Annotated in this window: 21 protein-coding genes; 16 read left to right on the top strand and 5 right to left on the bottom strand. The window is 64.4% G+C overall.

The window, feature by feature from the left end; all coding sequences use genetic code 11:
* Positions 1–47 precede the first annotated feature (47 nt).
* On the top strand, positions 48–866 hold the full coding sequence (ppsR, locus tag NMB38_RS07075; protein WP_027916539.1) for a posphoenolpyruvate synthetase regulatory kinase/phosphorylase PpsR: 819 nt from the start codon (positions 48–50) through the stop codon (positions 864–866).
* Positions 867–1,126: 260 nt separating this feature from the next.
* On the opposite strand, the gene NMB38_RS07070 is transcribed toward ppsR, so the two are convergent.
* A complete protein-coding gene (locus tag NMB38_RS07070; protein ID WP_027916538.1) occupies positions 1,127–5,992 on the bottom strand; it encodes an NAD-glutamate dehydrogenase in 4,866 nt (1,621 codons plus the stop codon).
* Positions 5,993–6,053: 61 nt separating this feature from the next.
* Positions 6,054–6,188 carry a hypothetical protein gene (locus tag NMB38_RS07065; RefSeq protein ID WP_255212324.1) on the bottom strand — a complete coding sequence of 45 codons (135 nt, stop codon included), beginning with the start codon at positions 6,186–6,188 and terminating at the stop codon, positions 6,054–6,056.
* A 77-nt stretch (positions 6,189–6,265) separates the two neighbouring features.
* Between NMB38_RS07065 and NMB38_RS07060 the strand changes: the two genes are divergently transcribed.
* Entirely contained in the window at positions 6,266–6,619 is a 354-nt protein-coding gene (locus NMB38_RS07060; protein WP_027916537.1) for a hypothetical protein, read from the top strand.
* Positions 6,620–6,659: 40 nt separating this feature from the next.
* Here the strand turns inward: NMB38_RS07060 and NMB38_RS07055 are convergent, their stop codons facing one another.
* Complete coding sequence (locus tag NMB38_RS07055; RefSeq protein ID WP_027916536.1) at positions 6,660–7,565, bottom strand: LysR family transcriptional regulator; 906 nt, start codon at positions 7,563–7,565, stop codon at positions 6,660–6,662.
* Between the two features lie 123 nt (positions 7,566–7,688).
* On the opposite strand from NMB38_RS07055, the gene lysA reads away from it, so the two are divergent.
* The 8 genes from lysA to NMB38_RS07015 all read left to right on the top strand — a co-directional run bounded on the left by lysA (position 7,689) and on the right by NMB38_RS07015 (position 15,841).
* On the top strand, positions 7,689–8,921 hold the full coding sequence (gene lysA / locus NMB38_RS07050) for a diaminopimelate decarboxylase (protein WP_236166942.1): 1,233 nt from the start codon (positions 7,689–7,691) through the stop codon (positions 8,919–8,921).
* A gap of 251 nt (positions 8,922–9,172) precedes the next feature.
* Positions 9,173–9,883, top strand: coding sequence for an AraC family transcriptional regulator (locus NMB38_RS07045; protein WP_088523051.1), 711 nt, complete (start codon positions 9,173–9,175; stop codon positions 9,881–9,883).
* 106 nt (positions 9,884–9,989) lie between these two features.
* On the top strand, positions 9,990–11,405 hold the full coding sequence (locus NMB38_RS07040; protein WP_276574012.1) for an efflux transporter outer membrane subunit: 1,416 nt from the start codon (positions 9,990–9,992) through the stop codon (positions 11,403–11,405).
* 71 nt (positions 11,406–11,476) lie between these two features.
* On the top strand, positions 11,477–12,622 hold the full coding sequence (locus tag NMB38_RS07035) for an HlyD family secretion protein (RefSeq protein WP_236165954.1): 1,146 nt from the start codon (positions 11,477–11,479) through the stop codon (positions 12,620–12,622).
* Positions 12,612–14,123 (top strand): MDR family MFS transporter, encoded by a 1,512-nt coding sequence (locus tag NMB38_RS07030; protein ID WP_494354931.1) that lies wholly within the window; start codon positions 12,612–12,614, stop codon positions 14,121–14,123. The genes NMB38_RS07035 and NMB38_RS07030 overlap by 11 nt, the downstream gene beginning before the upstream one ends.
* 85 nt (positions 14,124–14,208) lie before the next feature.
* Entirely contained in the window at positions 14,209–14,973 is a 765-nt protein-coding gene (locus tag NMB38_RS07025; protein ID WP_059183183.1) for a GntR family transcriptional regulator, read from the top strand.
* A gap of 34 nt (positions 14,974–15,007) precedes the next feature.
* On the top strand, positions 15,008–15,472 hold the full coding sequence (gene soxR / locus NMB38_RS07020; protein WP_088523048.1) for a redox-sensitive transcriptional activator SoxR: 465 nt from the start codon (positions 15,008–15,010) through the stop codon (positions 15,470–15,472).
* Positions 15,473–15,592: 120 nt separating this feature from the next.
* Positions 15,593–15,841, top strand: a complete 249-nt coding sequence (locus tag NMB38_RS07015; RefSeq protein ID WP_125922556.1) for a CsbD family protein — start codon at positions 15,593–15,595, stop codon at positions 15,839–15,841.
* A 60-nt stretch (positions 15,842–15,901) separates the two neighbouring features.
* Here NMB38_RS07015 and NMB38_RS07010 read toward each other — a convergent pair whose 3' ends face one another.
* Together NMB38_RS07010 and NMB38_RS07005 are read right to left on the bottom strand one after the other, a co-directional pair.
* Complete coding sequence (locus NMB38_RS07010; RefSeq protein WP_027916528.1) at positions 15,902–16,174, bottom strand: PepSY domain-containing protein; 273 nt, start codon at positions 16,172–16,174, stop codon at positions 15,902–15,904.
* A gap of 104 nt (positions 16,175–16,278) precedes the next feature.
* A complete protein-coding gene (locus NMB38_RS07005) occupies positions 16,279–17,505 on the bottom strand; it encodes an MFS transporter (RefSeq protein WP_027916527.1) in 1,227 nt (408 codons plus the stop codon).
* 408 nt (positions 17,506–17,913) lie between these two features.
* Between NMB38_RS07005 and NMB38_RS07000 the strand changes: the two genes are divergently transcribed.
* From NMB38_RS07000 to NMB38_RS06975, 6 genes are read left to right on the top strand one after another with little or no spacing between them, the layout of a single operon-like run.
* Positions 17,914–18,873: an AAA family ATPase gene (locus NMB38_RS07000; protein ID WP_023533720.1), complete on the top strand. Its 960-nt coding sequence runs from the start codon at positions 17,914–17,916 to the stop codon at positions 18,871–18,873.
* A 4-nt stretch (positions 18,874–18,877) separates the two neighbouring features.
* The gene (locus NMB38_RS06995) at positions 18,878–19,822 is read left to right on the top strand and encodes a DUF58 domain-containing protein (RefSeq protein ID WP_027916525.1); all 945 of its coding nucleotides are present in this window, start codon (positions 18,878–18,880) and stop codon (positions 19,820–19,822) included.
* On the top strand, positions 19,819–20,313 hold the full coding sequence (locus tag NMB38_RS06990) for a DUF4381 domain-containing protein (RefSeq protein ID WP_345956689.1): 495 nt from the start codon (positions 19,819–19,821) through the stop codon (positions 20,311–20,313). The genes NMB38_RS06995 and NMB38_RS06990 overlap by 4 nt, the downstream gene beginning before the upstream one ends.
* Positions 20,306–21,382 (top strand): vWA domain-containing protein, encoded by a 1,077-nt coding sequence (locus NMB38_RS06985; RefSeq protein ID WP_494354930.1) that lies wholly within the window; start codon positions 20,306–20,308, stop codon positions 21,380–21,382. The genes NMB38_RS06990 and NMB38_RS06985 overlap by 8 nt, the downstream gene beginning before the upstream one ends.
* Positions 21,379–23,097 carry a tetratricopeptide repeat protein gene (locus NMB38_RS06980; protein ID WP_027916522.1) on the top strand — a complete coding sequence of 573 codons (1,719 nt, stop codon included), beginning with the start codon at positions 21,379–21,381 and terminating at the stop codon, positions 23,095–23,097. Before NMB38_RS06985 ends, NMB38_RS06980 begins: the two co-directional genes overlap by 4 nt.
* A complete protein-coding gene (locus NMB38_RS06975; protein ID WP_286887309.1) occupies positions 23,094–24,722 on the top strand; it encodes a BatD family protein in 1,629 nt (542 codons plus the stop codon). The genes NMB38_RS06980 and NMB38_RS06975 overlap by 4 nt, the downstream gene beginning before the upstream one ends.
* The last annotated feature ends 103 nt before the right edge of the window (positions 24,723–24,825 follow it).

The raw sequence follows: 24,825 nt of genomic DNA, 5'->3' as shown, positions 1-24,825 counted from the left end.
CTTATCATAATCAAGAAACGTCATCATCACTAAGGCCCCGATCGCAAATGAAACGAACCGCGTTCTTCATCTCCGACGGCACCGGCATCACTGCCGAGACCCTGGGCCAGAGCCTGCTCGCGCAGTTCGAGAGCATTCCTTTCAGCAAATTCACCCGGCCATACATCGACTCCCCCGAAAAAGCGCGCAACATGGTTCAGCAGATCAATGCGGCGGCCGAGCGCGACGGCATGCGGCCGATCATCTTCGACACCATCGTCAACCAGGACATCCGCGAGATCCTCGCCACCTCCAACGGGTTCATGATCGACATCTTCTCCTCGTTCCTGTCCCCGCTGGAACAGGAGTTGACCGCCCATTCCTCGTATTCGGTGGGCAAATCCCACTCCATTGGTGGCAATTCCAACTACATGGAGCGCATCGAGGCGGTGAACTTCGCCCTGGACAACGATGACGGCGCTCGCACCCATTACTACGACAAGGCCGACCTGATCCTGGTGGGTGTGTCCCGTTGCGGCAAAACCCCGACGTGCCTGTACATGGCCATGCAGTTCGGCATCCGCGCGGCCAACTACCCGCTGACTGAAGACGACATGGAGCGCCTGCAACTGCCGGCGGTGCTGAAAAAGCATCACAGCAAGCTGTTCGGCCTGACCATCGACCCCGACCGGCTGACCGCCATTCGCCACGAGCGCAAGCCCAATAGCCGTTACTCGAGCTTCGCCCAGTGCGAATTCGAGGTGCGAGAAGTCGAGAGCCTGTTCCGCCGCGAGAACATTCCCAACATCAATTCCACGCATTTTTCGGTGGAAGAAATATCGGCCAAGATCCTGGTGGAGAAGGGTGTGGAGCGGCGGTTCAAGTAAGGCAGTGGCGGGCTTGGTCTGGTGATGTCGTAGGGTTTGAGCGCAGACACCGTGAGCAACGCCTGTCTCTATCGTTGGCTTATGGGTGCTGCTCGGTGCCGGCGGCAGGCATCAGCGGCCTCGGTACTTGAGTTCTGCATCACAGATCACTGGGGCCGCTGCGCGCCCCGTTGACCGTCATTCCATAACCAATCGCCCAACACCTCACCCACAAAAAAGCCCCGGCATCACGGCCGGGGCTTTTTCATTTCAGCAATGACTCAGGACGGCATTACAGTCGCCTGCCCACTCATGGCCAGATCGACCAGCTCGCGGTTGGCCACTGCATACATTGCGTAGTCATGGCCCGAGGCGCTGCGCAGGTCATCGAGCATGGCGCGCCAGCGCTCCACCATCACCCGATGCTGCTCGGCCCACAGCGCGACGCGGGCATCCATGTCCTGCGGTGCATCGGCCATCTGCAATACCGAGATGGTGATGGCGCGTTGTTGCAGGTCGATGTCGTCGCGGAAGGCTTCCCGGGCCAGGGCCTGCCAGTTGTTCTCCACCGGCAGGTTGCTGATCTCCTGCAAGTACCAGGTCAGGTCAAGCGCGCTGCCCACGGCGAAGAACGCCTTGGCCACCTGCGCCGGCTCGTGACCGGTCACATCAGCCGCCTCGATGATCGGCAGCAAGGTGTACAGATGGCTGGTACCGGCCACCATTCGTGCCAACAGCTCCGGCACCCCCGCATCGACGAAGCTCTGGTAGCGCACCATCCAGCGTTCGCGGGTCGGGCCTTCGAGCAGTTCGTCGAGCTTGAGCCCAAGCTGGGCGATCTTCGGCCCAAAGTGGGCGCAATCACGGCCAGCGTCTTGCTCATTGCGACGGCTACGCAGGAACCAGCGCGTGGCTCGACGACCCAGGCGCATCAGTTCGTCCATCAGGGTCAGCTGGATCTCGGCGGGGACCTGGTAATCCAGCGCCTCGATCTGACGGAACCAGTGCGGCAGGTGGAAGATGTCGCGCACGATCACGTAAGCCCCGGCCACGTTGGCAGGGCTCATGCCGGTCGATTCCTTCAACCGCTGCACGAAAGTGATGCCCATGTTGTTGACCAGGTCGTTGGCGATCTGGGTGCTGACGATCTCGCGCTTGAGGCGGTGGCGGCGCATGGAGTCGGCGAACTTGCTGACCAGCGACGGCGGGAACGCGGTTTCCATGTCGCGGGTCAGGTAATCGTCGTCCGGCACCTGGGACTTGAGCAACTGCTCCTTCAAGTCGATCTTGCTGTAGGAGATCAGTACCGAGAGCTCTGCACGGGTCAGGCCCTGGCCGGCGGCGAGGCGCTCGGCCAGCTGTTCCTCGGAAGGCAGGAACTCGATGGCCCGGTCAAGCTTGCCACGGGCCTCGAGGTCGGCCATCAGGCGCTTGTACTCGGCAATGCGCTCGCGCACGCGACGCGCTGCCAGCGACAGCGCCTGGGTCTGCTTGTAGTTGTTGCCCAGCACCAGGCCGGACACTTCCTCGGTCATGCTACCGAGCAGCTGGTTGCGCTGCTTCTCGGTCATGTCACCACCCTGCACAACCTCGTTGAGCAGAATCTTGATGTTGACCTCGTGGTCGGAGCAATCCACGCCGCCAGCGTTGTCGATGAAGTCGGTGTTGGTGGCGCCGCCGTGCAGGCCGAATTCCACCCGGCCAAGCTGGGTCATGCCCAGGTTGCCGCCCTCGCCTACCACCTTGCAGCGCAGCTCGTTGCCGTTGACACGCAAGGCGTCGTTGGCCTTGTCGCCAACGTCGGCGTGGCTTTCGCCACTGGCCTTGACGTAGGTGCCGATGCCACCGTTCCAGAGCAGGTCAACGGGCGCCTTGAGCAGTGCATTGAGCAGCTCGGTGGGCGTCAGGCGGTCGGCCTCGATGGCGAAGCGTTCCTTCATCTGCGCCGTGATGGCGATGCTCTTGGCGCTACGCGGGAAAATGCCACCGCCTTCGGACATGATGCTGGTGTCGTAGTCGGTCCACGCCGAACGCGGCAAGTCGAACAAGCGCTTGCGCTCGGCAAAGCTGGACGCCGGCTCCGGGTTGGGGTCGATGAAGATATGCAGGTGGTTGAAGGCCGCTACCAGTTGCAGCTTGTCGGACATCAACAAGCCATTACCGAAGACGTCGCCGGCCATGTCGCCCACACCGATCACCGTGATCGGATCTTCCTGCACGTTGATGCCGCGCTCACGGAAGTGACGCTGCACGCCGACCCAGGCACCGCGGGCGGTGATGCCCATTTTCTTGTGGTCGTAGCCTGCCGAGCCACCCGATGCGAAGGCGTCACCCAGCCAGAAGCCATAGTCGATGGCGATGCCGTTGGCGATGTCCGAGAACGTGGCGGTGCCTTTGTCGGCCGCCACGACCAGGTACGGGTCGTCATCGTCGTGACGCACCACGCCGACCGGCGGCACGACGCCACCGTCCTTGAGGTTGTCGGTAATGTCGAGCAACCCCGAGATGAAGATGCGGTAGCACGCCACGCCCTCTGCCGCGATCTCGTCACGCGTGCCGCCCAGTGGCAGGCGACGTGGCAGGAAACCACCCTTGGCGCCGACAGGTACGATTACCGAGTTCTTCACCTGCTGCGCCTTGACCAGGCCCAGCACCTCAGTGCGATAGTCTTCCTCGCGGTCCGACCAGCGCAGGCCGCCGCGCGCAACGTTGCCAAAGCGCAGGTGCACACCCTCGACCCGAGGGGAATAGACGAAGATCTCGAACTTGGGCACCGGCTTGGGCAGTTCGGGCACAAGCTTGGGGTTGAACTTGAAGCTGAAATACGACTTGTTCTGGCCGTTGGCATCGAGCTGATAGAAGTTGGTGCGCAGGGTGGCCTTGATCAGGTCCAGGTAGCGACGCAGGATGCGGTCCTCGTTGAGCACCTGCACCTCGTCCAGCGCATTGAGGATCGCTTGCTCAAGGCGCTGCTGCTTGTCCTCGAGGTCGTCCTGGGTCAGCTTGCGGGCCAGGTAGAAACGCGTCTTGAACAGGCGGGTAAGCTCGCGCGCGATGTCGGTGTGGTTGTTTAGCGTGCTGGCAATGTAGCCCAGGTCGAAGCCCAGACGGATTTGTTTCAGGTAGCGTGCATAGGCACGCAGCAATGCCACGTCGCGCCACGGCAGGCCCGCGGTCAGCACCAGGCGGTTGAAGGCATCGTTTTCGGCATCGCCGCCGACGATGTGGATGAATGCATCCTGGAAGGTGTCATTGAGCTCCTGGATGTTCAGGCTCAGGCCTTCGCTGTAGGTGAAGGCGAAGTCGTGAATCCAGTATTCGCGGCCATTGGCGTGGCGCAGTCGATAGGGGAACTCTCCCAGCACGCGCAGGCCGAGGTTTTCCAGAATCGGCAGTACGTCCGACAGCGCCAGAGGGGTGTCGGCGTGGTACAGCTTGCAGTGCAGGGTGCGCTCGCCAACCCGCGTGAGCGGCTGGTAGAAACTCATGGCCAGTGGCTTGCTTTCCGACAGGGCCAGCACATGCTGCAGGTCCACCACCGCCGAATGGGCGGCGAAGCGCTCGCGGTAGCCAGCCGGGAAGCCTTTGGGGAAATCGGCCAGGATGTTGGTGCCTTGGGCTTCGCCGAAGTTCTCCACGACCAGCGCCGAGAAATCGTCCTGCCAGGAACGGCAGGCCTGGATGACTTCACGCTCGAGCTGCTGCGGGTCGATGTCGATACGGTTCTTCGGGTCCACGCGCAGGATCAGCTGCACACGGGCCAGTACCGACTCGGAGAAGAAGGTCCAGAACTCGCAATCGCTGGCCTTCAGGCGTTCCATCAACACCTGCTGGATTTTCTGCCGAACCTCGGTGGAATAGATTTCACGCGGCACATAGGCCAGGCAATAGCAGAAGCGCCCGTACGGGTCTTTGCGCAGGAAGACGCGAATCTTGTTGCGCTCCTGGATCTGCACGATGGACATGACCGTGCTGAACAGCTCATCGACCGGCGTCTGGAACAGATCGTCGCGCGGCAGCACCTCGAGCACCTGCGCCAGTTCCTTGCCCAGGTGAGCCTTGGTATCGAAGCCGGAACGGCGCTCCACTTCGGCGACCTTGACCCGGATGTAGGGGATGGCGTGCACGCTTTCGCCATACACCGTGGAGGTGTAAAGGCCCATGAAGCGGTGTTCCTTGAGCACGTTACCCGAGGCATCGAGCTGACGGATGGACACGTAGTCAGGGTAGCCCGGGCGGTGTACCCGGCTTGGCAGCGCAGCCTTGGCGAAGGAGAGCAGCAGCGGCTCGGCCAGGTAGGCCACGGCGTAGTCTTCGATGCGCAGCTCTTCGGGGGTCAAGCCAACGCGCAGGCGACGCGGCAGCCCAAGGAACGACTGCGCGTCGTAAACCATCTGGCCACCGGCCTGATCGGCCTGGACGGTGAACTCTTCGTATCCCAGGAAGGTGAAGTGGTTGTCCAGCAACCACTCCAGGAACGCCTTGACCTCGCCCTTTTCGTGCTGGGCCGGCCCGTACGGGGTCTGCTCGACCAGCGCCACGACTTCACGCAGCTTGTCCTTCATCGGCTCGAAATCATCGACCGCCACGCGGACCTCGGCCAGCACCTGCTCGATTTCCCGAGCCAGCACGCTCAGCTCCGCAGCGTTGGCGCAGCGATCGATCTCCAGGTACATCAGCGACTCGTGCCCAACCCCTTCACCGTGGGTACCCTTGGGCAGCAGCTCCAGCAATTCGCCCTTGGCGTTGCGGCGCACGCTCAATACCGTGGTCTGCAGCGTATGAATGCTGTAGCCACGGCGGTTCAGCTCGGTGCGGACCGAGTCCACCAGAAACGGCAGGTCATGGTGCAGCACCTCGACGACCGTGTGGGTCGACTGCCAACCGTTGCGTTCGTAATCGGGGTTGTACACGCGCACCTGCGGGTGCTCGGGGTCGAAACGCTCGACGATGCGCCAGGCCGACAGGGTGCAGCCGGCCAGGTCGGAAAGCCTGCGCTGGGTGAGTTCGTCCAGAGAGATGATGCCGAAGAACTGTTCGGCGAACAGCGCCACTTGTGGCAGGGACTGTTCGCTGATGTGCTGCGCCAGGGCCGCTTGCAGTTGATGCTGGAAGTCGGCTTTGCTGGCCGCGGTGAAGAACGCCATCTGTGGTACTCCGCTTGGGCTTTGTAATAGTTGAAGCGTCGCTGCGTGCGCCGTGCCGGGATCAACGATAGACGATTGCAGGCAGGGCGAACGATGAAAACCAGGCGTTGAGCGTGCGCATGCACGCCCAGGACTGGGCGAAGCTTAACGACTGACCGGTCATCAAGGCTTGCAGCGCTGCGACAATTTCGTTCAAGGGGCGGTAACTTTACGTTTATGCATGTAAGCAAGACTGTCAGAATTCCCTTCCGTTTCCTTTGATCCGAGCCCGCCATGCAAATCGACACCGCCGTGCTGTTCGCCACCCCCTGCGATGAAGAGGAGGACAACATGGCCACCCTGTGCTGCCACAGCGACAAAGGCCAGATGTTCCTGCTGACCCGCTACCCCGACGAAGACACGGTCGACCTGACCCTGGATGATGAGCCCTCGACCCTGGACGGCTTGAAAGTGACCTTGAGCGCAACTGGCCTGTTGATCGAAGTGGCGGCAGGTGACCGGGACGCCTTGCGCGGTGATGAGGTGCTTCAGATCAACCTGACCAGCACGCTGAGCGATCTGGACGAGATCAGGCAAACCTTGGAAAACATCCTGAGCGGCACCGGCACGTTCATCTGCGAACTCTAATCCACCGATCACTGCGCAGGCTTGCCACAGGCCGCAGGGGCTAGGCCAGTGCGCGCTGCATCGCCTGCGCCTGCTCGCGCAGTGTCTGACAGAACGGCTCGACCGCCGCCGAGGCCGGCCGGTGGTCTGGCCTGACCAGCATCACCTGGTAGGCGATCGAGATCTCCAGCGGCCTGATGGGCAAACCACTCTGGGCCGCCTCCAGCCCGCTCAGGGGGTTGATGATGGCGACGCCCAGGCCCTGCCTGACCATGGCGCACACCGAGGCGGCGCTGGTGGTCTCGATGACCGTGCGACGGTTCACCCCGGCCGCGCGAAACTGGTGGTCCAGACGCTGGCGATAGGTGTCCAGGCTGGCCAGGTTGATGAAATCGATCTCATGGAAGTCCGCCAGGCTCAGCCGTGACCTGGCCTGCAACGGATGGTGCTCAGGCAGCACGCAGACCATGTTGGCGCTGAACAGCAATTCCCCGCTCGCCCCGCGGGGTATCTGCGCGACCTCCGTCAGGCCCAGGTCGTGCTGCTGGGTGGCCAGGGACTCTTCCAGCAGTGGTGACTCCTGGGCCACGATGCTCACGCTCACCCCAGGGTGCTGTTTGTGGAAACGCTGGCAGACCTTGGGCAGTAGCGTCTGCGAAAACAACGGCAGGCAGGTGACGGCCAACTGGCCCTGCTGAAAATTGCGAATGGCCTGGGCAAAACGATCGATGCGCTCAAGGCCTACATACGCCCGCTCTACTTCATCGATCAGCAGCAACGCCTGGGCGGTGGCTTCCAAGCGACCGGCCGTGCGTTCGAACAGATGCAGGCCGGTCACGTGCTCTAGCCGCGCCAGCTCACGGCTGATCGTCGGCTGCGAGGTGAACAGCAGACGCGCCGCGCCCGTCACGCTGCCCGAGACCATGATGGCGCGGAACACTTCGATGTGGCGGGCGGAGAGTTTCATGGCAGCACCGACGGTATTCACAGGTCATATCAGGTCTGAATGGGTGGCGCAAAAATAGCTATTTTTCTGAATCGAGTCTACGGGCCATGCTCGCTACTTCCCCCTGTCCCGAGTCCTTCGATCATGAACCATCCTTACGCTGTGCTTGCCGACGCCGTTCGCCAGCACGGTTCACCCCTGTGGGCCTACGACGCCGCCACCATCATCAGCCGGATAGAACAGCTCAAGCCATTCGACACTGTACGCTTCGCCCAGAAGGCCAACCCCAACCTGCAGGTATTGCGCTTGATGCGCCAGCACGGGCTGGTGCTCGATGCGGTGTCGCTCGGGGAAATGGAACGCGCCTTTGCAGCCGGCGCCAGTGTGGCGGGCGAGCCTGCGGGGGTGGTGCTGACTTGCGACGTGCTGGACCGCGCCACCCTGGCGCGCGCGGTCGCGGAAAAGATCGAAGTCAACGCAGGCTCCATCGACATGCTGCGCCAGTTGGGCGAGCACTCGCCAGGGCACCGTGTCTGGCTGCGCATCAACCCAGGGTTCGGCCATGGCCATAGCCGCAAGACCAATACCGGGGGCGAGAACAGCAAGCATGGCATCTGGCACGAGGACCTGCCGCAGGCGCTCGCCTGCATCCGGGCCCATCGCCTGCACCTGGTAGGCGTGCACATGCATATCGGCTCTGGCGTTGACTACTCCCATCTGGAACAGGTGGCTCGTGCCATGATCGAGCTGATCGCGCGCCTGGACACCGACATCGAAGCGTTCTCGATCGGCGGTGGGCTCTCGACGCCATACCGCGATACCGACACGCCGGTGGACCTGCAGCGCTATGCGCAAACCTGGGCAGTGGCACGGCAGGAAATCGAAGCCGTGCTCGGCCACCCGGTGCGCATGGAGATCGAGCCAGGGCGTTTTCTGGTAGCCGAGTCGGGCTATCTGGTGACCGAAGTCCGTGCCGTCAAGCAGGTGGGCCGCAACACATTCGTGCTGGTCGATGCTGGCTTCAACGACCTGATGCGTCCTGCGATGTACGGGGCCTACCATGCCATGACCCTGCTCGATGCCGACGGCCACCCCGTAGACCGCCCGCGGCAACCGACCGTGGTCGCCGGCCCACTGTGCGAATCGGGGGACGTGTTCACTCAGGATGAACAGGCGCTCTGCCCTCAGGACTTGCCCCAGGCCGTGGTTGGCGACTTGCTGGTGATTCACGATGCCGGTGCCTACGGCGCCTCCATGTCGTCCAACTACAACAGCCGGCCTTTGCTGCCAGAGGTGATGATCGAAGGCCAAGCCGTACGCTTGATCCGACGTCGGCAGACCATTGACGCGCTACTCGCGCTTGAGGCCGGCTTGTAACTTCCAATTCCCTGCATGCCGACCGCCATGGCGAGCCGGCATTGCGGGGATAGACCACCCAGTGCTCCCCACACACTTCGCTCGTTAATAGAATGTGAACTGTGAAAACCAAATAGCTCGCAATAAATTCTTATCTTTTCCTAGAATCAAGCAATTCAGTCACATTCAAACCGCACACTACCCCACCCTTTGCAACCTCCACACACGATCCCCCTTTACAATTGGATCCATTCCAACGATGGATCCCCCACATGCAGACACTCGAAATGGATTACGCCCCCGGCGATCACGTCGCCAGCCACTGCCACGCCCACGACCAACTGATCTACGCGGCCAGTGGCATTGTGCATGTGAGTACCGATTCGGGAAGCTGGGTGATCCATGGGGGTAATGCGTTGTGGGTGCCGGCCGGCGTCAGCCATGCCATTGTCATGGAAGGCGTCGTCAGCATGCGCTCCCTGCTGCTGGCGCCCCATGTCGGCCACTGCCAGGTGATCGTGGTGACGGGGTTGCTGCGTGAATTGATCCTGGCAGCCTCGCGAATGCTCGGTGTCCGGGAGGGCGAGCACGTACGGGCGCTCATTCTCGGCGAGCTCGCCCATGCAAGGCGCATCGACACGTTCGTTGCAATGCCGACGCACGCGCGCCTGAGGGCCTGGTGCGAGCGCATGCTGCGGTCACCCGCCGAGGCGCATTCGCTTGAAGAGTGCGCCACTGCGCTGAACATGAGCACGCGCAATGTGGCCCGGCTGTTTCAGCGCGAGTTGGGCATGTCCCACGGCCAGTGGCGCGCTCGGGCGCGGGTGATGCTGAGCCAGCAGTGCCTGGCGGCAGGCCGTCCGATCATCACCGTGGCGCTCGAACACGGCTACCAGAGCCCAAGCGCCTTTGCAGCCATGTTCAGGCGTATTCTGGGATACGCGCCCAGCGACTGGCAGGACGGGAGCGCACGCCCCCGCTGAAGCGGTTCGAATTGTCCCGCTGGCGCGCACGGTTGTCCCGCTTACGGCAGCCTTGACCTGACCGGTCTCGCTAACGTTGCATCATGACTGACAAGCGATGTTCATGATGCCCACTTCGTTGATGATCCCCTCCCCCGTACAGCTTTGCGCTGTGCTGACGTTCGGCCTGCTGGCAGGTTGCATGCACCCTGTCGCCTCCGAACAGCCCCCGGCGGCCATGCGGGTCAACCCTTTGGCCGAGACCCAGGCCGGGGTTAGCGCGCAGCCTTTGCCCGAGCGCTGGTGGCAGTTGTACCAGGACCCGCAACTCGGACGCTGGGTGGAGCGCGCATTGGCCAACAACCAGGACCTGGCCCAGGCCGAAGCCAACGTGCGGGCACTGCTGGCTGGCATCGGCGAGTTTGAGGCGCAGCGCCTGCCTGCTACCTCGCTGGGTATTGCTGCAACCTACGGCAGGGACAGTGACGATCAGACCCTGGCCCAGGCCCGTGACAGCCATGCTTCCGCCTCCTGGCACTTCAATCCGGGCGTGGCGCTGGCGTATCAGGTGGACGTGTGGGGGCAGGCGCAAGCCCAAATCGATCGCGCCAAGGCGCAAGCGCAGGCTGCGAACGCCGCGCACGATGCCGTGAGACTGCTGGTGGCCGCCCAGACCAGCCGTGCCTACATCGAACAATGCGTCTACACCGCCCGCCTGAGCCAGGCCAGGCAAGCCCTGCGCACCCTTGATCGCAGCCTGCTGTTGAGCGACCGCCAGCGTCAGGCCGGCATCGCCACGGCGCTGGACGGCGAGCGGCTGCTCGGCCTGCGTGAACAGGTGCGCGCCCGGATACCTGTTTTCGAGGCGCGGCGCCAGGTGGCGCTGTTCGAGCTGAGCACCCTGGCCGGTGACGCCACGGTTGATCGCACACACCCCTGCGCTGCCATCCCTTCGCTCACGGCAACGCTGCCCACAGGCGATGGCTGGCACCTGCTCGAACGGCGCCCCGACGTACGCCAGGCTGAACGAGCGTTGGAAGCCGCCGGCCTGGAAACGGACATCGTGCGCGCCGACCTGTACCCCAAGGTTCTTTTTGGCGCCCAACTGGCTAGCGCTGACCGTCACATCAGTGGCCTGGGGGCTAGCCGCGCCATCACCTTTGGCGTCGGCCCATTGATCAGCTGGGAATTTCCCAACCTGAAAGCCAACCGCGCCCGGTTGGGCAAGGCCCAGGCTTTGCAGCAGGCCCAGCGCGCTCACTACCGCAGCGTGGCGCTCAAGGCCCTGAAGGATGTGCGCCAGGCTTTGGCCCGCCATGCCGGCGAGCAGCAGCACCTGTCTTCGCTGCAGGCTGCGCTCGAGCACAGCCAGCGCGGCTTCGCCCTGGCACAGGCCAGCTACCGTGCGGGCACCCAGGACGGGCTGGCCCTGCTTGACAGCGAACGCGAGCTGATCGCCTTGCATGACCAGCTCCTCGAGGCGCGCGGCAAGGTGGCCAGTGCCCAGATCGACCTGTTCCGCGCACTGGGCGGCGGGTGGTGAAGCCGCCACGCCCAAGGCTCCGCCGACGCTTGCAAAGCGCAACCGCCTCCACTGGACAATGGAACCCCACCATGAACGCTGCTGCACAAACGCACCCCTCAACCCCGACTGCCGAGCAGGCGACCCTTCGCACACGACGGCGGTTGCGCTATAGCGCAGCCGCATGCCTGGGCGTGCTGGCGCTACTGGCGCTCGCTGGCTACTGGCTCTCCACCGGGCGCTACCTGGAAAGTACCGACGATGCCTACATCCGCGCCGATTGGGTTGCATTGAGTTCGCGCGTGGCGGGCTATGTGGCGACGGTGGAGGTCGAAGACGACCAGCCGGTTGAAGCCGGCGCTGTGCTGGTCCGGTTGCAGGATCGCGATTACCAGGCCCGCAGGGATCGCGCGCGCGCTGCCGAACACCAGGCGCAGGCGGCCATAGACGCGGCGCGGGCTCGCCGCGAGCTGGCCGTGCAGCGCATCGAGCAGCAGGCGCAGGCCACCCTCAAGGCCGAGGCCGCCGTGCACAGTGCCAGCGCCGAACGTCGTCGCAGCCAGCTGGACCTGCAACGCTACCAAGGCCTGGTACGCGACGAGGCAGCCACGACCCAACGGCTGGAGCAGGCGCTGGCCGCTGCCAACCAGGCCAAGGCTGTCGAGCAAGGGGCGAAGGCAGCATGGCGGGAACAACAGGCACAGCAACGGATGGCCAAGGCCGGCGCTGCCCAGGCCGAGGCCGACCTGCAGCAGCACCTGGCCGCCTTCGAAAGCGCCAGGGCCGAACGCCGACTGGCCGAACAGGACGCCCAGGACACCGTGCTGCGCGCACCGGTGGCAGGCGTGGTGGGCAAGCGCCACGTGCGTGCAGGGCAATACGTGGTGCCGGGCCAGCCGTTGTTGGCAGTGGTGCCGGTCGCGCAGGCCTATGTCGTCGCCAACTACAAGGAAACCCAGTTGGCTCGGATGCGCCCAGGGCAGCCTGTACAGGTACAGGTGGACAGTTTCCCTGGCCAGGCATTCGAAGGTCACGTAGCAAGCTTCTCGCCGGCCTCGGGCAATGTTTTCGCGTTGCTGCCGTCGGACAATGCCACAGGCAACTTCACCAAGATCGTCCAGCGTTTTGCGGTGCGCATCCTGCTCGACCTGCCCGTAAACGGGCCGCAGATACTGCCCGGCATGTCGGTGGTGACCACCGTCGACACGCGCACGCCGGAGCCTGCCGATGCGCGCTGAACAAGCGGTATCCCTGCGCGCCTGGGTGGCTGTGCTGGGCGGGCTGTTCGGCTGTTTCATGGCCGGCATGAACGTGCACGTCACCAGTGCCGCACTGCCCGAGATACGCGGCTCGCTGGGCGCCAGCTTCGAGGAAGGGTCATGGATATCCACCGCCTACCTGGTGGCAGAGATCGTGATGATCCCCCTGACGGTCTGGCTGGTGGAGGTGTTCTCCCTGCGCCGGGTGATGTGGACGGGCTCGCTGGTCTTCCTGATCGCGTCGGTGGCCTGTTCGTGGGCGCCGAACCTTGAAACCATGATCGTGATCCGGGTAATCCAGGGCGCCGCCGGCGCCGTGCTGATCCCGCTGTCGTTCCAGCTGATCATCACCGAACTGCCGGCCAGCCGAATGGCCATGGGCATGGCGTTGTTCAGCCTGGCCAACAGCGTGGCGCAGGCAGCGGGCCCTTCGATCGGCGGCTGGTTGACCGATGCGTACTCCTGGCGCTGGATCTTCTACCTGCAGCTGTTTCCTGGTATTGCCCTGCTGTGCACCATTGCCTGGTCCATCGAGGCCAGGCCGATGAAGTTGCAGTTGCTGCGCCACGGTGACTGGCTCGGCATCGCCGCCATGGTGATTGGCCTGGGCGGGCTGCAGATCGTGCTGGAAGAAGGCGGCCGGTTGGACTGGTTCGGGTCTTCGTTCATTACGGGCATGACCGTGGTGTCAGCATTGGCCCTGGTGCTGTTCGTGACGACCCAGCTGTTCGGCCCGCGCGCGTTCATCAATCTGCGGTTGCTGGGCCGTTACAACTTCGGCGTGGCCAGCCTGGCGATGTTCATCTTCGGGGCGGCCACCTTCGGGCTGGTGTTTCTGGTACCTAACTACCTCTCGCAACTGCAAGGCTTCAGTGCCCGGGACGTGGGTGTGGCGTTGATCGCCTACGGGCTCGTGCAGTTGCTGCTGGCGCCCTTGATGCCGCGCCTGATGCGGTGGACCAGCGCCAAGTTCATGGTGGCCAGCGGGTTCCTGATCATGGCGCTGGGCTGCTGGATGGGCGCCAGCCTGACGGCCGACAGTGCCGACAATGTGATCATCCCCTCCACCGTGGTACGGGGTATCGGCCAGCCGTTCATCATGGTTGCGTTGTCCGTGCTGGCAGTGGCCGGGCTGGACAAGCGCGAGGCCGGGTCGGCCTCGGCGGTGTTCTCGATGCTGCGCAACCTGGGTGGCGCCATCGGCACGGCTGGCCTGACCCAACTGGTGGCCACGCGCGAACGCCTGCACAGTGCGCGCATCCATGAGCATGTGACCGTGTTCGAGCCGCAACTGCACACACGCCTGGATCCGACCGTGCAGACATGGCTCTGGCATTCGCAGCAGTGGCTCGAAGGGTTGTCGGGCACCATCCGCCGCGAAGCCTACCTGATGGCCTACAGCGATGCCTTCTACCTGGCTTGCCTGGCGTTGCTCGGCTGTGCGGTGGCAGCATTGCTGCTGAGGTCGCACAAGGGGTAATGAGGCGATGGCGGGCGCTTGGCTCGGGAGCGACGAACGGCTGGTACACTGGCGCCTTTGTACAACGTCCAGACAGGTTCTACCCATGCACCAAGCCCGCTATGCCACTGTGGCCAAGGACTTGATCGAGGCAATCGCCAGCAGCCGCTATCCGGTCGGGGGCTTGTTGCCCACTGAAATCGAACTGTGCGCGCTCTACGGTGTGAGCCGGCATACGGTTCGCGCGGCGGTCGAGCAGTTGCAGAGCCTGGGCCTGGTGTCGCGGCGCAAGCGCATTGGGACACGCGTCGAGGCGCGCCACCCTCAGATCGGCTACCGGCAGTCGATAGCGAGCCTGGCAGAGCTCTCGCATCATCTTCAGGCACCCGTGCGTCAGATTCGCGCTGTTCGCCAATTCGTGGCTGCCCCTGAGGAGGCCGAGCGACTGGGGCTGGTGCCAGGGGAACAGTACTTCTGCATCGAGGCGTTGCACAGTACCTCTGCGGGCCACCCCTTGGTGGTGTGTGCAAGCGCCGTCTATGCCCAATCCGACTACGCGCAGGTGATCGAACTGGCCCAGGCACATCCCGAGCAGTTGATCGCCCGCCTGATCGAGCAGCACTACGAGCGGGTGATCGCCGTGATCGACCAGCACGTTCAGGCACAGTCACTGACCCTTGACCAGGCCCGTGTATTAAGTGCCGAGCCGGGGGCACCGGCGCTGTGCGTGGTGCGCCACTACCGCGAGGAAAACGGCGACCTGATGGCGGTCTGCGAAAACCTCTACCCCGCTGATCGCTACAGCCTGGTCAACCAGTTACGTCGCGACCGCATGCCCGCAAGCGCCGCGGCTGTCCCCCCAGCGTTCTGACGCCCCCCAGTACACCCATTGGAGATCCACTCGCATGGCAGCAGAATCGACACGGATGCTTACCGTAGGTGAGGTGGCTCGCCGCAGCGGTATCGCGGTATCGGCACTGCATTTCTACGAAAGCAAGGGTTTGATCGCCAGCACGCGCACGGCTGGCAACCAACGCCGCTATCCGTCGCTGGTGCTGCGCACCCTGGCAATCATCAAGGTGGCCCAGCGCACCGGTATTGCCCTGGATGAAATCAAGCAGGCGCTGGGGCGCTACCCGCCCAACAGCAAGCTCACGGCAGCCCAGTGGCGCGAAATGTCCAGTGCGTGGCGAGAAGACCTGAACCAGCGCATTCGCCTGCTCCAGGCGTTGCGCGACAACCTGGACAACTGCATCGGCTGCGGCTGCCTGTCGCTGGAGCAATGCCCGCTACGCAACCCACAGGACGTACTGGGCGAGGAAGGCAGCGGGCCCAGGATCTTGGAACGGCACGTGCGTGAGGGCACGTAACCGCAGCAGGTGCACGGCGCGGTAGTATCTGGCGCCGCTTTGGTTGGAACCAATCGGCGGCGCTAACGCCCTAACCTTTTGCTATTTAACCAATCCCGTTAGCGAAAGGATGACCGAACCATGAAACGCGAACAGATCGAAGGTGTAGCAGAGAACATTGCGGGTAAAGCCCAGAGCGCTGTAGGCCGTCTGGTCGACGATCCGGCCCTGGAAGCCGAAGGTGAAGGCCGTCAGGCTGCTGGCCAGGTGACCAAGACTTACGGCGATGCCGTGAACTGCGTCTCGTCCTTCGTCAAGGAAAAGCCGTTTGCTGCCGTGGCCATCGGTGCCGCGCTGGCCATGGTGGTGTCGCGTCTGCTGCGCCGCTGACCGAATGCATCAGGCCCACGCGGGTGCGTGGGCCTGATGGGCTTTCAATGCAGGCTGAACTCAGTTATCCAGTTCATCCTTGACGATACGGCCATCTCGCGGGTCGACCTTGAACTCGTACTGCTTGCCGTCAGCTTTCATCCCCTCGCCTTCCCAATGACCGTCATCGGCTTCGATCTTGGTGATCTGTGTGTAGCCGGCGCCTTTGAGGGCAGCTTCGGCCTGATCCTTGTTCACTTTCCAGTCGGCGCCGGGCTGATCGGCCCAGGCAACAGAAGCGCCCATCGCGCCAACCAGGGCCAGGCCAGTGAACAGTCGAGTCATCGCTTTCATTGCAGGTTTCCTTCTTGGAGGGTGTGAACATGCGACCGACAGTCGGTACGCCGCGTTCATTCCAATCCTCCCAGTGCCGCACGGACGCGAGTGGCTCAGCGCCCTCAACCCGGCTGGCTGACCAGTGCATTACTGACACTGCGCCCGAGCACCAGCACCGTCACGAAACCGCAACCTACCAGTGCCGTGGCCATGCTCAGCAGCACGCCGGTGCCCAGGTGATCGACCACCTGCCCACCAAAGAACGACCCTACGGCGATGATGACCTGGAACATGGCCACGAACAGCGGCATGCCCCGCTCCACATCCTTGGGCGCGACCACGAACATCCAGATGTTCGCGCAGGCAGGAAACGCCCCGAAGGCAAAGCCCCATAACGCGATCAGCATCGCAGCGCCTGTCATGCCAGTGGCAAAGTGCGGGAACAGCGCCGTGCTCACGGCAATCAGCAGCGCCACCAGCAGCAAGGTATGCCGCACGCTGCGGTTGGCCGCAAAGCCTGCGAAGATATTGCCCATGAACCCCGCCACGCCGTAGAGCAGCAGCAATGAGCCAATGGTTGGGCCATCGAAGCCGGCGTTTTGCTTGAAGAAAGGGGCCACGTAGGTGTAGGCGGCAAAATGCGCCAGCCCGATCAGCAACACGGCAATCAGGCCCACGCGCGCCTGTGGATTGATGAACAACGCCGGCAGGTCGCTGATGCGAATGGCCTTCTCCGGCATCAACCGGGGCAGGAGCATGACCTGCGCCAACAGTACCGGCACCCCTACCACGGCAGTGACCAGGAACGTCATCCGCCAGCCCATCAGCCCGCTGAGCCAGGTACCCACCGGCACACCGATGACCGTGGCCAGGGTAACGCCGGCCATGATGATCGAGTTGGCCTTGGCCACCCCGACGCCATCGGGCGCCAGGCGGCTGCTCAAGGCAATGGCGGTCGCCCAGAAGCCACCGATACTCACCCCCAGCAGCACGCGCCCCAGCAGCAACAGGTGAAAATTACCGGCAAACGCGACGATGGCGTTGGCCAGGATCATGATCAAGGTCAGGCCGATCAGCAGGTAGCGCCGGTCCAGGTTGCCGACACCGACAGAAATGGTCGGCGCCGCCAGGGCTGCCATGATGCCGGGCAAGGTGACCATCAGCCCGGCAAGGCCTGCACTGATGCCCAGATCGTTGGCGACGTCGTTCAGCACGCCGACTGGAAGAAACTCGCTGGTCACCAAGGCGAACGCGCCCACGGCCACGGAGAGAATGGCCAGCCACTGCTGGAGCAGGCTTTGCTGTTGGTGTTCGGGCAGACCACGAGGGGCTGGGCTGACGCTTGGCATTGTGCACATTTCCATGACATGGCGCCTGAACGAGGCGCACGAGAGGCTAAATCAGGCCGCGAGTATAAAGAGCACGGGCCGCCAGGCGAGAGGCCGGCCGCTCGATAGTGGTTATCGCCGTGATCGATAGAGCGCAGGGCTCAGGGTTACGCGGGACTTGGAACGGCTTGGCCGGGGCGCCGGACTGGCCGCGATGGGCTGTGATGGGCTGTGATGGGCAGCGCAGCAAACCCAGGATTTCAACGCTACGGCACTTATCCCGAGGACCGCGCTGATCTTCTGATAGGCCGCCCTTCAGATAAATTTCCAAGCCGCCATTGGTCGCCACCCCCTCGGATGGATTAAAGTATCAACCCTTGCCGGGCCGCTGCCATCAGCCGCCTGGTCCTCTATCAGGAACCGTCGCCGATGGAACACCGTGAGGCGCTGATCGCGCTGCGCACCTTTCTCTCTTCCCAGATCCTTGGCCAGGAAAAGCTGGTCGAGCGGCTGCTGATCGTGCTGTTGGCCGATGGCCACATGCTGGTGGAAGGTGCGCCGGGCCTGGCAAAGACCAAGGCCATCAAGGAACTGGCCGAGGGCATCGAGGCGCAATTTCACCGTATCCAGTTCACCCCCGACCTGCTGCCCGCCGACATCACCGGCACCGAGATCTATCGGCCCGAGACCGGGAGCTTCGTGTTCCAGCAGGGGCCGATCTTTCATAACCTGGTGCTGGCGGACGAAATCAACCGGGCGCCGGCGAAGGTGCAATCGGCGCTGCTCGAAGCCATGGCCGAGCGCCAGGTCAGTGTGGGGCGAAGCACCTACGACCTGTCGCCGCTGTTCTTGGTCATGGCCACGCAGAACCCGATCGAGCAGGAAGGCACCTATCCCCTGCCCGAGGCGCAACTCGACCGTTTCCTGATGCATGTCAAGATCGGCTTCCCCGACGCTGCCGTGGAGCGCCGCATCCTGGCCCAGGCTCGCGGCGAGGCGCTGGGCGGTGAGACCAAGCCCGAGCGGCGGGTCAGCCAGCAGGCGATCTTCGCAGCTCGCAAGGAAATCCTCGGCCTGTACATGGCAGACGCGGTGGAGGAGTACTTGGTGCAACTGGTCATGGCCACGCGTACGCCGGCCAAATTCGACAACGAACTGGCCGACTGGATTGCCTATGGCGCCAGCCCGCGCGGCTCGATTTCCCTGGACCGCTGCGCACGGGCCCATGCGTGGCTTGCCGGGCGCGATTTCGTCAGCCCCGAGGACATTCAGGCGGTACTGTTCGACGTGTTGCGCCACCGCATCATCCTGTCGTTCGAAGCCGAGGCGGCGGGGGTCGACCAGGACCGGGTCGTGCAGCGTATCCTCGACGTCGTGGCCGTTGCCTGACCCCATGTCCAGCACCCCGCTGATCGAGCCCGGCATTCGTATCACCCTTGCCGAACTCATCGACATGCGCCACCGCGTGCGCGAAATCCAGCTGTTCTCCAACCCCGGCCAACGTAGCCCGCTGGTGGGCCTGCACCATTCCAAGCTGCGGGGCCGGGGTGTGGACTTCGATCAGGTTCGGGTGTACCAGGCCGGTGACGATGTGCGCAACATCGACTGGCGGGTCACTGCCCGCACCCAGGAGCCTCACACCAAGCTGTTTCACGAAGAACGCGAGCGGCCGATCTTCATTCTCGTGGAGCAGAGCCAGCGGCTGTTCTTCGGCTCCGGGCTGGTGTTCAAGTCGGTACTGGCGGCTCAGGCGGCGGCCCTGTTCGGCTGGGCCGCGCTGGGGCACAACGACCGGATCGGGGGGCTGGTGTTCGGTGACAACGATCCCCACGAGATCAAACCCAGGCGCAGCAAGCAAAGCCTGCTGCAACTGCTCAATCGTCTGGCCAAGGTCAACCAGTCGCTGCACACCGAAGGCGTCGCCCAGGCCGATAGCCTTGGCCTTGCGCTGCGCAGGGCGCGTGAAGTATTGAGGCCAGGCAGTCTGGCCATCGTGATTTGCGATGAGCGCTCGCTGACGCCCCAGTGCGAACAACACCTGGCCATGCTCTCGCGACACTGCGACCTGTTGCTGATGCCGGTATCGGACCCGCTGGACCACGCTCTGCCAGCGGCCGGCTTGCTGAGGTTTGCGCAACGGGGCGCGCAGCTGGAGCTGGACACGCTGGACGAAGGGCTGCGCCAGGCCTACCGGCACCAAGCCGAGGCGCGCATCGAGCGCTGGGAATTGATGGCGCAAAAGCTCAGGGTGCTGCTGATGCCACTGACCACGCAAAGCGAGATGATCGAGCAATTGCGCGATTACCTGAGTGCCCAGCGCATGGGCAGCGCCTCGTGAACCCGCTTGACCAGTTGCAGCCATTGATCGCGCCCCCGCCGATCAGCCCCTGGCCACCGGCGCCTGGCTGGTGGCTGATGTTGGCGTTGTTGCCCGTGCTGGCCTGGGGCCTGTGGCGCGTGCGTCGCTGGCGCCCACGCAAACGGCCCCTACCACGCACCGAGCAGCCGCTCGACCCGGTGCGCGTGGCGGCGCTCGAGGAACTGGCGCGTCTGCCCCGCCCCTACGACAAAGCGCCTGCCGGCGCCTGGCTGCAGCAGATCAATGCCCTGCTCAAACGGCTGTGTCGCAGTCACTACCCCTTGGCCAATAGCCACACGCTAAATGGCCGGCAATGGCTGGCCTTTCTTGACAACCGCTGCCCGGCAGCAGGCCTGACCCGCTGGATGGTGTTGGTCGAAGGGGCCTACAAGCCCGAATGCCGCCTGGACGACAAGGCCATCGCCGGGCTTAGCCAGGCGGTGGAAACCTGGATTCGCAAGCATGTTTGAACTGGCCTGGCCGTGGATATTCGCCTTGCTGCCCCTGCCTTGGCTGGCACGGCTCGTGCTGCCTGCCGCCGACAGTGGAGAGCCTGTCCTCAAAGTCGGCTTCCTGCAAGAGCTTGAAAGCCTGGCGGGGCGCCGCGCCCGCCTGAACCTGCCGACCTGGCGCCAGCAGGCCCCGTTCGTCGTGATCTGGCTGCTGTTGCTGTGCGCCGCCGCTCGCCCCCAATGGCTGGGCGAGCCGATGCCGGTGGCAGCCAGTGGGCGCGACCTGCTGGTGGCAGTGGACGTGTCCGGCTCGATGGACTTCCCGGACATGCAGTGGCAGGGCGAAGACATCAGCCGGCTCGACCTGGTCAAGGCGCTGCTGGGCGACTTCTTGCAGGACCGTGAAGGTGACCGGGTGGGGCTGATCCTGTTCGGCAGCCAAGCCTACCTGCAGGCCCCGCTGACCTTCGACAGGCGCACGGTGCGCACCTTTCTCGATGAAGCCCAGATCGGCATCGCCGGCAAGAACACCGCCATTGGCGATGCCATCGGCCTGGCCGTCAAGCGGCTGCGCCAGCGGCCCTCGCAGAGCCGAGTGCTGGTGCTGATCACCGACGGGGCCAACAATGGCGGGCTGATCCACCCCCTCACCGCCGCCCGTTTGGCCGCTCAGGAGGGCGTGCGCATCTACACCATCGGCATTGGCGCCGATCCGCAAGCCACCGGCACCCCTGGCCTACTGGGCCTGAACCCAAGCCTGGACCTGGATGAAGCGTCCTTGCGCGAAATCGCCGAGACCACCCAGGGCGCGTATTTCCGCGCCCATGATGGCGCCGAACTCGATGCCATCGGTGACACGCTTGACCGGCTTGAACCGGTGGCGCAACAGCCGACCCAGACGCGTACGGCAAAGGCCTTGTATGCCTGGCCACTGGCCTTGGCGCTGCTGCTGAGCGTGCTGCTGGTGATCAGCGTGCAGTGGCCGGACAACCCGCTGCAACGACAATTGCGCAAGCCGCGCTTTCTGCAACCGCACCCACAATGGCGGCAGCGCCTCAAACGCCTGCGCCTGAGGAGGCCGCGATGATCGATCTATGGCCCCAATGGTTGCGCCCGCTGTGGTTGCTGAGCATTCCCGTGCTCGGCTGGTTGCTGTTCAAGCTTTGGCACCGGCGCAGGCGCGCCGGGCGCTGGCAAATGATCCTGCCCCCGGCCTTCCATAACGTGCTGCTCGGTGGCGGCAGTGGCAACACCAGCAAGCTACCCTGGATAGCCCTGGGCCTTGCCTGGCTGCTGGTGGTGCTGGCCCTGCTGGGCCCGAGCTGGCAACGCGTGGAGGAAAGCCGCCAGCGGCCTGCCGATCCTCTGGTCATCCTGCTGGAACTGACCCCGCAGATGCTGGCCGAGGACAGCCCGCCCAATCGTCTTGAGCAGGCGCGTCGCAAGATACTCGACGTACTCGAGCACCGCCGTGACAGCCAGACCGCACTGGTGGTCTACGCAGGGTCGGCGCATACCCTGGTGCCGCTGTCCGACGACCTGGCCACAACACGCAACCTGCTCGAAGCACTCGACCCCTCGATCATGCCCAAGCCTGGCCAGCGGGCAGACCTTGCCGTGCACAAGGGCCTGGCCCTGCTCGCCCAGAGCGGCCTTGGCCAGGGCCGACTGCTGCTGGTCGGGTCCTCGCTCAGCGCCGCCGAGCGCCAAGGCATCAGCCAGGCCCTGGGTCGCCATGGCCCAAGCCTGCTGATGCTGGGCATCGGCAGCCGTGACGGGGCGCCAGTGCGCCAAGCCAACGGGGAATTTCTCAAGGACGACCAGGGCGCGATCCTGTTGCCACGGCTGGACGGCGCGGCGCTCAAAGGCTTCATCAATGGTACTGGCGGGCGTTACCGGCATGCCCGCATCGATGACCTGGACCTGCGCGGCCTAGGGCTATTCGACAACCCGCGCAGCACACGCAGCGAAGGCCAGACCCTGCAACTGGACAGCTGGGCCGACCAAGGGTACTGGTTGCTGATTCCGTTGCTGCTGCTGGCGGCCTGTGCCGGTCGGCGGGGTTGGCTGTTCTGCCTGCCGCTGTTGCTGGCCCTGCCCCAGCCCGGCCAGGCGTTCGAGCTCGACGATCTGTGGCTGCGCCCCGACCAGCAAGGCCAGCGCCTGCTCGAGCAGGGTCGAGCGGCCGAAGCGGCCGGCCGCTTCCGTGACCCGCAATGGCGAGGCATGGCCCTGTACCAGGCGGGTGACTATGCCGGCGCTGCCGAGGCGTTTCTGCAGGTCGACACGGCCGCCGCGCACTACAATCGCGGCAATGCTCTGGCATACAGTGGTGAACTGGAAGCGGCGCTGGACGCGTATGATCAAGCCCTGGAGCGTCAGCCAGACCTGCAGGCGGCGCTGGACAACCAGGCACTGGTCGAGCAAATGCTGGCCCAGCGCCAAGGCAAGGCTGCCGAACAGCCCGGCAGCACCGACGCCCAGGATTCGCCTGGTCGTGAAACCGAGGGCAACAGCAGCGCGCAAGGTAGCCCGGCAGAGCCTGCGCCCGGTTCCGACGAGCAGGCGGGGGACGGCGCCTCGGCCCAAGGCGACGGCGGTGACCAGGGTGCATCTGGCAACCCGCCAGGCGAGGATGACGATGTGGTCGACCCACCCCACGCGCCTGTCACCACCGCGCTCGATGCCGAGCAACGCCAGGCGCTGGAACAATGGCTCCGAGAAATCCCCGACAATCCCGCGCAGTTGCTACGGCGCAAATTCTGGTACGAACAGCAATTGCAACAGGAAACCCCACGATGAGTCGCTGCGGCGTCTTTCTCCTCATGCTGCTCTGGAACGTGCTGGCTCACGCCGAGCCGTCGCTCAAGGCCAGTGTCGACCGTACACGTCTGGAAGCCGGCGAGAGCCTGGAGCTGACCCTCGAAAGCCAGGATGTGACCGAGTTCGGCAAGCCTGACCTGCGGGCACTGGAAGGTGACTTCGAGGTGCGCAGTACCCGGCAGTTGAACAGCCTGCACACCCTCGATGGCGAGACCCGCGCCAGCACCCGCTGGATCATCACGCTCCTGCCCCGGCGCAGCGGCAGCCTGCAGATCCCTGCCCTGCAATTGGGGCAGTCGTTCAGCCAGCCGGTAGACCTGCAAGTGCTGCAAGCCGATGCCAACCGCCAGGACAACGCCCAGGTGTTCATCGAGGCGACCCTGGACAGCACCGATGTCTACGTGCAGGCCCAGGCTGTACTGACCCTGCGCATCTACCATTCGGTTGCGCTGTATGACGACAGCAGCCTCAGCCCGCTGCAACTGGAAAACGCCAAGGTCGAGCCCCTGGGCGAATCGCGCACCTACGAAAAGGAAATTCAGGGTGTGCGCCATGGCGTGATCGAAACGCGCTATGCTGTCTATGCCCAGCAAAGCGGCACCCTGGACATTCCTTCGCTGACCTTCACCGCCACGGCTGCGGCCAATAGCCAGGGCGAGCAGAACGGCAACGGCGCTGCCCGTGCCGGCCGCCAGGTACAGGTAAGCTCTACGCCGCTGCGTCTGACGGTACGGCCCGTCCCGGCCCAGTGGCCGGCCGGGCTGCCCTGGCTGCCCGCGCGTAGCCTGACCCTGGAGGAACGCTGGAGCCCCGATCCTGCCGCCCAGCAGACCCAGATCGGCGATTCGTTGACCCGCACCGTCACCCTGCGCGCCGAAGGGCTGTCCAGCGCTCAGTTGCCGCCAGTGCCGCCTACCGAAGCCAATGGCCTGCGCCGCTACCCCGATCAACCGTTGTTGCGCAACGAGATCAGCGAACGGGGCATGACCGCCACCCGCGAGGAACGCGAGGCGCTCATTCCCACCCACAGCGGCCCGCTGGCCTTGCCTGCGCTGGAAGTGACGTGGTGGAACACCCGCGAAGATCACCTCGAGCACAGTGGCCTGCCTGCACGCTCGATCACCGTGCAGGACAACCCTGCCCTGGTGGCCGAGGCCCCGGTGGTGGGCAATGGCAGCAGCACACTGCTGTGGCCTTGGCAGCTGGCGACCCTGTTGCTTGCGTTGACCACGCTGCTGGGCTTCACCCTGTGGTGGCGCGCCCGTTCGCAGCCAGCGGTGCTGCGTGCGGCGCAGGCAGGGCCGAGCCCGCGCACCCTGCTGGACGACCTCAAGCGCGCCTGCCTGGCCAACGACCCCCAGGCCACGCGCCAGGCCCTGGATGCCTGGGCGCGGCAACAGCCGCAGACCCTGGCCGAGATGGCGGCGCGCTTCGTACCCTTGTCCGACGCCCTGGATGGGTTGAACGGCGCGCTGTACAGCGAAAGCGGCCAGCACTGGCAAGGTGAAGACCTGTGGCGGGCGATCGGCACCATTCCACCGGCCGAACAGGTGCTGCTGCCCACCGGCGAGAGCGCCAGCCTGCCACCGCTGTATCCCAAGTGAGCATGTGGCGGCGCGTCATCGACCGGGTTCGCGCCGTGTACCGACCGGCTTTACCGGCCCGCACAGCGCCGCGCCCATGGGGTACCATAACGCCCTTGCCCGC

The organism is Pseudomonas sp. FBCC-B35, assembly GCF_059133755.1.
The sequence above is the reverse complement of the archived record's forward strand: the minus strand, read 5'-3'. Positions and strand labels throughout refer to the sequence as shown.

Coding starts and splice junctions, on each gene's coding strand:
- ppsR (WP_027916539.1), top strand. CDS start 48: ATGAAACGAACCGCGTTCTTCATCTCCGACGGCACCGGCATCACTGCC.
- NMB38_RS07070 (WP_027916538.1), bottom strand. CDS start 5,992: ATGGCGTTCTTCACCGCGGCCAGCAAAGCCGACTTCCAGCATCAACTG.
- NMB38_RS07060 (WP_027916537.1), top strand. CDS start 6,266: ATGCAAATCGACACCGCCGTGCTGTTCGCCACCCCCTGCGATGAAGAG.
- NMB38_RS07055 (WP_027916536.1), bottom strand. CDS start 7,565: ATGAAACTCTCCGCCCGCCACATCGAAGTGTTCCGCGCCATCATGGTC.
- lysA (WP_236166942.1), top strand. CDS start 7,689: ATGAACCATCCTTACGCTGTGCTTGCCGACGCCGTTCGCCAGCACGGT.
- NMB38_RS07045 (WP_088523051.1), top strand. CDS start 9,173: ATGCAGACACTCGAAATGGATTACGCCCCCGGCGATCACGTCGCCAGC.
- NMB38_RS07040 (WP_276574012.1), top strand. CDS start 9,990: ATGCCCACTTCGTTGATGATCCCCTCCCCCGTACAGCTTTGCGCTGTG.
- NMB38_RS07035 (WP_236165954.1), top strand. CDS start 11,477: ATGAACGCTGCTGCACAAACGCACCCCTCAACCCCGACTGCCGAGCAG.
- NMB38_RS07030 (WP_494354931.1), top strand. CDS start 12,612: ATGCGCGCTGAACAAGCGGTATCCCTGCGCGCCTGGGTGGCTGTGCTG.
- NMB38_RS07025 (WP_059183183.1), top strand. CDS start 14,209: ATGCACCAAGCCCGCTATGCCACTGTGGCCAAGGACTTGATCGAGGCA.
- soxR (WP_088523048.1), top strand. CDS start 15,008: ATGGCAGCAGAATCGACACGGATGCTTACCGTAGGTGAGGTGGCTCGC.
- NMB38_RS07015 (WP_125922556.1), top strand. CDS start 15,593: ATGAAACGCGAACAGATCGAAGGTGTAGCAGAGAACATTGCGGGTAAA.
- NMB38_RS07010 (WP_027916528.1), bottom strand. CDS start 16,174: ATGAAAGCGATGACTCGACTGTTCACTGGCCTGGCCCTGGTTGGCGCG.
- NMB38_RS07005 (WP_027916527.1), bottom strand. CDS start 17,505: ATGCCAAGCGTCAGCCCAGCCCCTCGTGGTCTGCCCGAACACCAACAG.
- NMB38_RS07000 (WP_023533720.1), top strand. CDS start 17,914: ATGGAACACCGTGAGGCGCTGATCGCGCTGCGCACCTTTCTCTCTTCC.
- NMB38_RS06995 (WP_027916525.1), top strand. CDS start 18,878: ATGTCCAGCACCCCGCTGATCGAGCCCGGCATTCGTATCACCCTTGCC.
- NMB38_RS06985 (WP_494354930.1), top strand. CDS start 20,306: ATGTTTGAACTGGCCTGGCCGTGGATATTCGCCTTGCTGCCCCTGCCT.
- NMB38_RS06980 (WP_027916522.1), top strand. CDS start 21,379: ATGATCGATCTATGGCCCCAATGGTTGCGCCCGCTGTGGTTGCTGAGC.
- NMB38_RS06975 (WP_286887309.1), top strand. CDS start 23,094: ATGAGTCGCTGCGGCGTCTTTCTCCTCATGCTGCTCTGGAACGTGCTG.